The organism is Sphingomonas bacterium (genome assembly GCF_903643035.1).
GTDB lineage: Bacteria > Pseudomonadota > Alphaproteobacteria > Sphingomonadales > Sphingomonadaceae > Sphingomonas.
The window spans coordinates 20,640-27,224 of sequence record NZ_CAHJWW010000007.1 but is presented as its reverse complement, the minus strand read 5'-3'; the positions used below and the strand labels follow the sequence as shown (position 1 = coordinate 27,224).

General features: G+C 65.7%; 5 protein-coding genes and 2 pseudogenes. 3 read left to right on the top strand and 4 right to left on the bottom strand.

Going from position 1 to position 6,585, the window contains the following annotated elements; all coding sequences use genetic code 11:
• Positions 1-21: 21 nt before the first annotated feature.
• Positions 22-288: pseudogene (locus HUV01_RS15010) on the top strand (DNA-3-methyladenine glycosylase I); the annotation flags it as partial.
• 102 nt (positions 289-390) lie between these two features.
• Here HUV01_RS15010 and HUV01_RS15005 read toward each other — a convergent pair.
• The 4 genes and pseudogenes from HUV01_RS15005 to HUV01_RS01190 all read right to left on the bottom strand — a co-directional run.
• Positions 391-897 (bottom strand): annotated as a pseudogene (locus HUV01_RS15005) (NAD(P)/FAD-dependent oxidoreductase); the annotation flags it as partial.
• Positions 898-905: 8 nt separating this feature from the next.
• Positions 906-1,481 carry a dTDP-4-dehydrorhamnose 3,5-epimerase gene (gene rfbC / locus HUV01_RS01200; protein ID WP_254606293.1) on the bottom strand — a complete coding sequence of 192 codons (576 nt, stop codon included), beginning with the start codon at positions 1,479-1,481 and terminating at the stop codon, positions 906-908.
• Between the two features lie 19 nt (positions 1,482-1,500).
• Entirely contained in the window at positions 1,501-2,319 is an 819-nt protein-coding gene (rfbF, locus tag HUV01_RS01195) for a glucose-1-phosphate cytidylyltransferase (protein WP_174296498.1), read from the bottom strand.
• The gene (locus HUV01_RS01190; protein ID WP_174296497.1) at positions 2,316-3,407 is read right to left on the bottom strand and encodes an NAD-dependent epimerase/dehydratase family protein; all 1,092 of its coding nucleotides are present in this window, start codon (positions 3,405-3,407) and stop codon (positions 2,316-2,318) included. Before HUV01_RS01190 ends, rfbF begins: the two co-directional genes overlap by 4 nt.
• Before the next feature lie 759 nt (positions 3,408-4,166).
• Here HUV01_RS01190 and HUV01_RS01185 point away from each other — a divergent pair.
• Both HUV01_RS01185 and HUV01_RS01180 read left to right on the top strand, forming a co-directional pair.
• Complete coding sequence (locus HUV01_RS01185; RefSeq protein ID WP_217430861.1) at positions 4,167-4,808, top strand: response regulator transcription factor; 642 nt, start codon at positions 4,167-4,169, stop codon at positions 4,806-4,808.
• A 277-nt stretch (positions 4,809-5,085) separates the two neighbouring features.
• Entirely contained in the window at positions 5,086-6,573 is a 1,488-nt protein-coding gene (locus HUV01_RS01180; RefSeq protein ID WP_174296495.1) for an oligosaccharide flippase family protein, read from the top strand.
• The last annotated feature ends 12 nt before the right edge of the window (positions 6,574-6,585 follow it).

The following is a 6,585-nucleotide window of genomic DNA, read 5'->3' as shown; positions in this document are numbered from 1 at the left end:
GTCCCGCCGGCCGACGGCCGGGTGCGCTGCGCCTGGCCCGGCCTCGACCGGGATCCGCTGTATCTCGATTACCACGACACCGAGTGGGGCGTGCCGGTCCACGGGACGGTGCCGCTGTTCGAGAAGCTCTCCCTCGAGGCGTTCCAGTCCGGACTGTCGTGGCTGACGATCCTGCGCAAGCGACCGGCCTTCCGGTCGGCGTTCGCAGGCTTCGAGCCGGCCGTGCTCGCCGAGTGGGGGCCCGCCGACGTCGAACGACTGCTCGGTGACGCCGGCATCGTCCGGAACCGCGCGAAGATCGAGGCGACGGTGCACAACGCCGGGCGCGTCCTCGCCCTCGACGAACACCTCCCAGCCGTCGCGCCCGCGCCGCACATGCGACACCGCGACGTCGCGCGCCAGGATCGCGCCGTCGTCCTCCGCGTCGGCCAGCAGCGCGAGCATGTAGCGGTGCGAGTCCACGATCCCGGTCGACGGCGACAGCAGCGCGGCGCTGCACGCGAGCGCGGGCTCCATCGCGCGCGCCTCCGCCGCATCGAGCAGGCGCAGGTCACAGACCCCCACCGCCTCCCCCGCGGTGCGCAGCTCCAGCAGCGTCGCCTCCTCCTGCGAGGAGAACGCGACGATCAACTTCCCCACCCTCCGATGCGGCACCCCGCGATCATGGCAATACCGGTAAAGAAGCTCACGCCCCCGCACACACAGCCCCGACTTGACCGGCAATCCCCGGTAGTAAAGCCCGGCATGGATCACCTCGCTGCTGCGCGAGCTGGTGCCAGTGCCAAAGGTCCTTTCCCGTTCGATTACGATCGTGCTCAGCCCGGCGCCGGCGAGTTGGCGCGCGACCGCAAGGCCGACCACCCCCGCACCAATCACCACCGCGTCGACGTCGCTCATCGCGGCTCCTACCGGTGCGCGGCGCTTGCGGGGACGACCGTCGGCTCCGCGAGCGGCCAGGCCCGATCACGGTCGGCGACAGTCGTCACAGGCTCAGGCCAACCTATCGCCAGCACCGGGTCGTCATAGCGCAGACCCGCCGCGAACTCCGGCGCGTAGGACTCGGTCATCAGGTAGGACATCTGGGTGTTATCGACGAACGTCTGGAACCCATGCGCGATGCCTGGCGGGATGTAGAGCTGGTGCCGGTTCAGGTCGTCGAGCCGGAACGCCTCGTGCCGCAGGTACGTCGGCGAGTCCGGCCGCACGTCGACGACGACGTCCAGGACCGCGCCGCGAACGCAGCGGACGAGCTTTCCCTCGGCATGCGGCGTGCGCTGGTAGTGCATGCCGCGCACCGTCCCCGCCATGCAGGTGATCGACATGTTCTGCTGCACGAAGTCGGCGTCGATGCCGGCCGCGGCGAACTCGTCGCGGCACATGGTACGCGCGAACATTCCGCGCTCGTCGCGACGCTCGTCGAGTCGTATCAGCAGCACGTCCGGGATGCCGCAACGCTCGAAGATCATGACGGGCGCGGCCACCGAGCCGATCCGGCGAGCTTCACGCGGTACGCCGCAGCCGGGACACGCCGGGCTGGGCCTCGTCCGACCAGACCTTCCAGGGAGGCGACCCGCTCGACCAGTGCGCATCGAGCACATGCTTGTCGCGCAGCGTGTCCATGCTCTGCCAGAAGCCGGTGTGCATGTGGCAGCCAAGCTTGCCCCGCTCGATCATGCGGACCATCGGCTCCGCCTCGAAGACGGTCTGGTCGCCGTCGATCACGTCGAACACATCCGGCTGGCAGACGAAGAAGCCGCCGTTTATCATGCCGCCTTCCGTGGCGCCCTTCTCGCTGAAGCCCTGTACCTGATGGGCGTCGTCGCTGAGCTTGAGCGCGCCGAAACGACCGGGCTGCGACACCGCCGTCAGGGTACACCAGGCGTCCGACGCATGGTGGGCGGCCACCAGAGCGGGAATGTCGACGTCGCTGACGCCGTCGCCATAGGTGAGGCAGAACGGCCCGTCCTGAAGCAGGTGCCGCGCGCGCTTCAGACGGCCGCCGGTCATGCAGTCGAGGCCGGTGTCGATGATCGTCACCTGCCAGTCCTCGTCCGCGTCGCTGAGCCATTCCACCCTGCCGCTGCGCAGGTTGATGCTGAGGTCGCAGGTCTTGCTCTGATAGTTCAGGAAGTACGACCGGATGCTCTCGACCTTGTACCCGCCCAGGACGACGAAATCCCGGATGCCGTAATGGGCATATGTCTTCATGATGTGCCACAGGATCGGCCGGCCGCCGATCTCCACCATCGGCTTGGGCGTCACGGCGGTCTCCTCGCTCAGACGCGTGCCGAAACCGCCGGCGAACAACACTGCCTTCATTGGGCCAACTCCTTCATCAGGGGGGCGGAAGCGACAGAGGGAATGCGACCCGTCCACGCCAGGTCGTCGGACAACAGCCCTTGCGCGATCAGCGATTTCAGCACCGTCAGCCGGATCAGCGGCGAGTTGCGGAAATCGGGGTCGGCGAAGCCCAGGTCGCGCAGCCCGGTCACAAGCGCCTCGATCGAGTCGCCCAGGCTCATCGTGGGAAGGTGGTTCGGCGCGAGCGTGGCGAAGCGGCTGAAATCGACCTGGTAGGAACGGGAATCGACCGGCGCCGCCTCGTTGATCGACACCGTGCAGCCGGGCACGGCATCGGCCACGGCGCGCGCCAGGTCGCGGACCTGGTAATTCGCCGAAGTCGCGCCGGCATTGACGACGAGGTTGCGGCCGCCATTGTCCGGCGGCCGGGTCGCCGCCCACTCGATCGCCCGCGCCATGTCCGCGACGTCGATCAGCGGGCGCCAGGGCGATCCGTCGGACAGGACCGTGATCCTGCCGTCGGCGATCGCGGCCGCCACGAAGTCGTTCAGGACCAGATCGAGCCGCAACCGGTCGGACATCCCGCATGCGGTGGCGAACCGCAGGCTGGTGACGGTCATGTCTCCGCCGATCTTCGCCAGTCCCGCCTCCGTTCCGATCTTGGACGCGGCATAGGCCGTGACCGGATTGAGCGAGTCGTCCTCGCGGCGTGGCGGGCCGGAGGCGATGCCGTACACGCTGCAGCTCGATGCGAAGACGAGGTGGCCCACGCCTGCCGCCGCCGCCATCTCGGCGATGTCGAGCGCCGTGTCCTGGTTCACGGCGCGGGTGACGCGCTCGAACCGCGCGCCCATGGGATCGTTCGAGATCGCCGCGAGCATCACCACGCAATCGTAGCCGACCAGATCGCCGGCGCGCAGATCGCGGACGTCGCGAAAGAACTGGCGGTCGAGGTGACGCTCCGGAAGTCCCTCCCGCGCCGTCAGGCAATGAGCGAAGAAGGCGTTGTCGACGCCATCGATCTCGACGTTGTCGATAGTCTGTCGCAACCGTTTCACGACGGAAGGACCGACGTAGCCCATGTTCCCGGTTATCAGGATCTTCATGCCGCACCCCACCAGAACAGACCCCACCATCTGTTTGCGAGACACTTAGCAGCACGGCCAGGACGCGCCGTCTTGCGAACTTATGGGTATGACTAGGGTAGGTAGCCAGCGTAATCCCAAAACGGCGCAGCCCGGTCATGGTCCAAAGCCTGCCCGATTGTCGGGCAAGGCAAGGCGGAACGGCGTTGCCTGGAGATATGGCGCTTAGAAATATGGCGCGGCTTTCCGAACGCGACGGCTTCGCGGCAGTTGCGAGTCGTACAGCTCAGCGCTGCGGATTTTTGCCCGCTAAGTCTAACTGAAACATATACATATTTCCAAAATGGTGGCTCGGCGGAAAAGCTTCTGGCCACGAACCGTAGAACTACTGACAAGGTATCTTACCGTCCGCGAATCGTTCCTGATTGAAACATAGCCAATCGAATTAACCATCGATTTTAAATTAGTAATCGTGTCTACACTCCCTAACCCAGCTTATGTTTAAGTGGATAGCAGGATGAGTCTGGCGATTTTGGCTGACACGCCGGCAACACTGTAATCATAACGGACTCATTCAGAATGGTACAAAATCTAGTCTTGCCCAAATTAAGGTATCTGAGCTATTAATACACATCAATTTCTATGGTCAGCCAACCATTAATCGTTACGAACGTATAGATCGGGGGGCGTATGAAACCGCGGGCAATTATCTCTCTTCTGGGGCCGATGCCTATCACTCTGGAGGGATTGAGGCACGTTCTGAACAGTGACGGTTTCGCCGTGGTCCAGATCGCCAGCGATGTGCTGCAGATCCGATCGGCATCCGAGGAGTCCGGCGGAAACGAGCTGCCGCATCTTGTCGTGATCGACAGTTTCGTCGAAACGCAAGGGCCTGCGATCATCACGCAGGTGTTGCAGCACTTGCCCGGGCTGCGACCGGTGGTGTTGGTGAACACCTTCGACTTCGCGACGATGCGAACATGCTTCCAGGCCGGCGCGTGCGGCTACATCGTCAAGAAGATCGCGTCCACCTCCCTCATCGCCTCCCTTCACCTGATCGCGATGGGAGAGAAGGTGATGCCTTCCGATCTTGCGGGGGAACTGCCCGAGGCGCCGGCGACGGGCGACGGCGGGTCCGGCATCAACCATCCGATCGAGAGCGCGGGCCTGTCGCTTCGCGAGTCCGAAATCCTCGCCTGCCTGGTGTCGGGCAAGCCGAACAAGATCATCTCGCGTCAGTTGAGCATCAGCGAGGCGACGGTGAAGGTCCATGTGAAGGCCATTCTGCGCAAGACCGGTGTCCAGAATCGAACTCAGGCGGCGATCTGGGCGATGGCGGGGAAATCAAGCCAGTCGACCAACGGCAGCGGCGAGCATCGCGGCTCCCAAGGCGACGAGGCGAGTTCGGCGGCCGTCAACTAAGGTGGAACGGCCCGAAGGGCGACGCCCCTTCGGATCCTGCCGGCGTCTTTCCATGGCCGGTCGACGGGGTGCGTCCGCCGACCGGTTCCTGGCGATGCACGGCCGGAGCCCGCCCCGGAGCCTGCTGGTGACTTCCAGGCTGCATCACGGATGGTCGAGCGACGCAGGTCGGCTCCGTCATTGTCATCGAACGGAGCTGAACCATGGTGGACAGGCCCTCGACACGGACCGGGCGACGACGCCGTCGCGGGCAGACCGGATCGCGTGGAGCTTGACGGTGGCATCGGACCGCATGGCATCGGACAGCATGGCCTCGGACCGCAAGGTCGGGCACGGCGCCGTCTGGGCGGTGCTGGGGCAGGGCACGGGGCAGGTGCTGTCGCTGCTGCTGTTCCTGGTCATCGCCCGGTTCGTGTCGAAGGAAAGCTTCGGCCTCGTCTCGGTCAGCCTTGCGACGATCGAGGTCGCAAGAAGGGTGTTGATTGATCCGCTCACCCAGGTCGTGACCGCCAAGCCGGGAGTGACCGACCGCGATTTCAACTTCTGCTTCTTCGTCGTGGTCGTCGTGGCGGGAACGCTGGCGCTGATCCTGTTCTTTGGGGCGCCGTGGATTTCGGCGATGATCGGCACGCCGGCGGCGGCCGACACGCTGCACATCCTTTCCGCCATCCTGCTCGCCTTCGGCCTGTCGGCCACGCATGGCGCCTGGCTCGTGCGCGGCCTGCAGTTCCGCGCGCTTGCACTCCGCTCGGTCGCGTCGGTGATCGCGGGCGGCGTGGTGGGGATCGGCATGGCCCTGAACGGCTATGACCTCTGGAGCCTCGTCGGCCAGCAGCTGACCATCCAGACCGTCAGCGTGATTACATTGTGGTACGGGACGAGCTGGCGACCGACCCTGGCGTTCTCATGGCGGGAAGGACGCGGCAGCGTCGGGCAGGCCGCTCACATCGCGACCAGCGCGATATGGACGTCGATCGCGCTCGACGCCGACATCTTCTTCGCCTCGGCCTTCTTCGGCCTGACGGCGGCCGGGGTATACAATGCCGGCAAGCGGATCATGCTGGCGGCCAACATGCTGCTCGTGAACACGATATCGGCGGTGGCGATGCCTACCTTCGCCAATATCGGCCGGCACCAGGACCGCGGTCCCGCGTTCCTGAACGGCCTGCGCCTGACCAGCGCGATGACCGCGCCGGCCTTTGCCGGCATGGCGGCGACGGCGCCGCTGCTGGTGCGGGTCATCCTTGGCGAGCGTTGGTCGGATGTGAGCCTCATCATCACCGCGCTCGCGGCCAGCGGCTATGCGTTGTCGATCGGCCAGTTCGCGACGTCGATCCTGCTGGTGCAGCAGCGGCCGCATCTCGACTCGCTGACCTCGGCGGTGGCCGCGATCGTCAACGTCACCACCTTCTTCATGGTGCTGAGGTTCGGGCCGGTCGCGCTTGCGGCCACGGTGTCGGCGACCACCATCGGCGTGCTTCCTGTCCGCCTCCGGTTCGCGATGCGCGAGCTTGGCATCCGCTGGGGCCAGATCGTCCAGGTGCTGCTGCCGTCGCTGGTGGCCGCCGGCGTCATGGCGACCGTGCTGATCGTGATCCGCGCGATGCTGCCGGCCCTTCCGCCGCCGCTAGGGCTGGGCATCCAGATACCGCTCGGCATGGCATGCTATGCGCTGGCGATGCGCCTCGTGTCGCCCGCGCTGTTCCAGGAGTCGTCGCGGGCGGTCGGTCAGCTCCTGAAGCGGCGCCGCGTGTCGCCTAGCTGAACCCGGACGGCA

What these genes read in the sequence shown, in the direction of transcription:
- rfbF (WP_174296498.1), bottom strand. Translation starts at nt 2,319, where the DNA reads ATGAAGGCAGTGTTGTTCGCCGGCGGTTTCGGCACGCGTCTGAGCGAG.
- HUV01_RS01190 (WP_174296497.1), bottom strand. Translation starts at nt 3,407, where the DNA reads ATGAAGATCCTGATAACCGGGAACATGGGCTACGTCGGTCCTTCCGTC.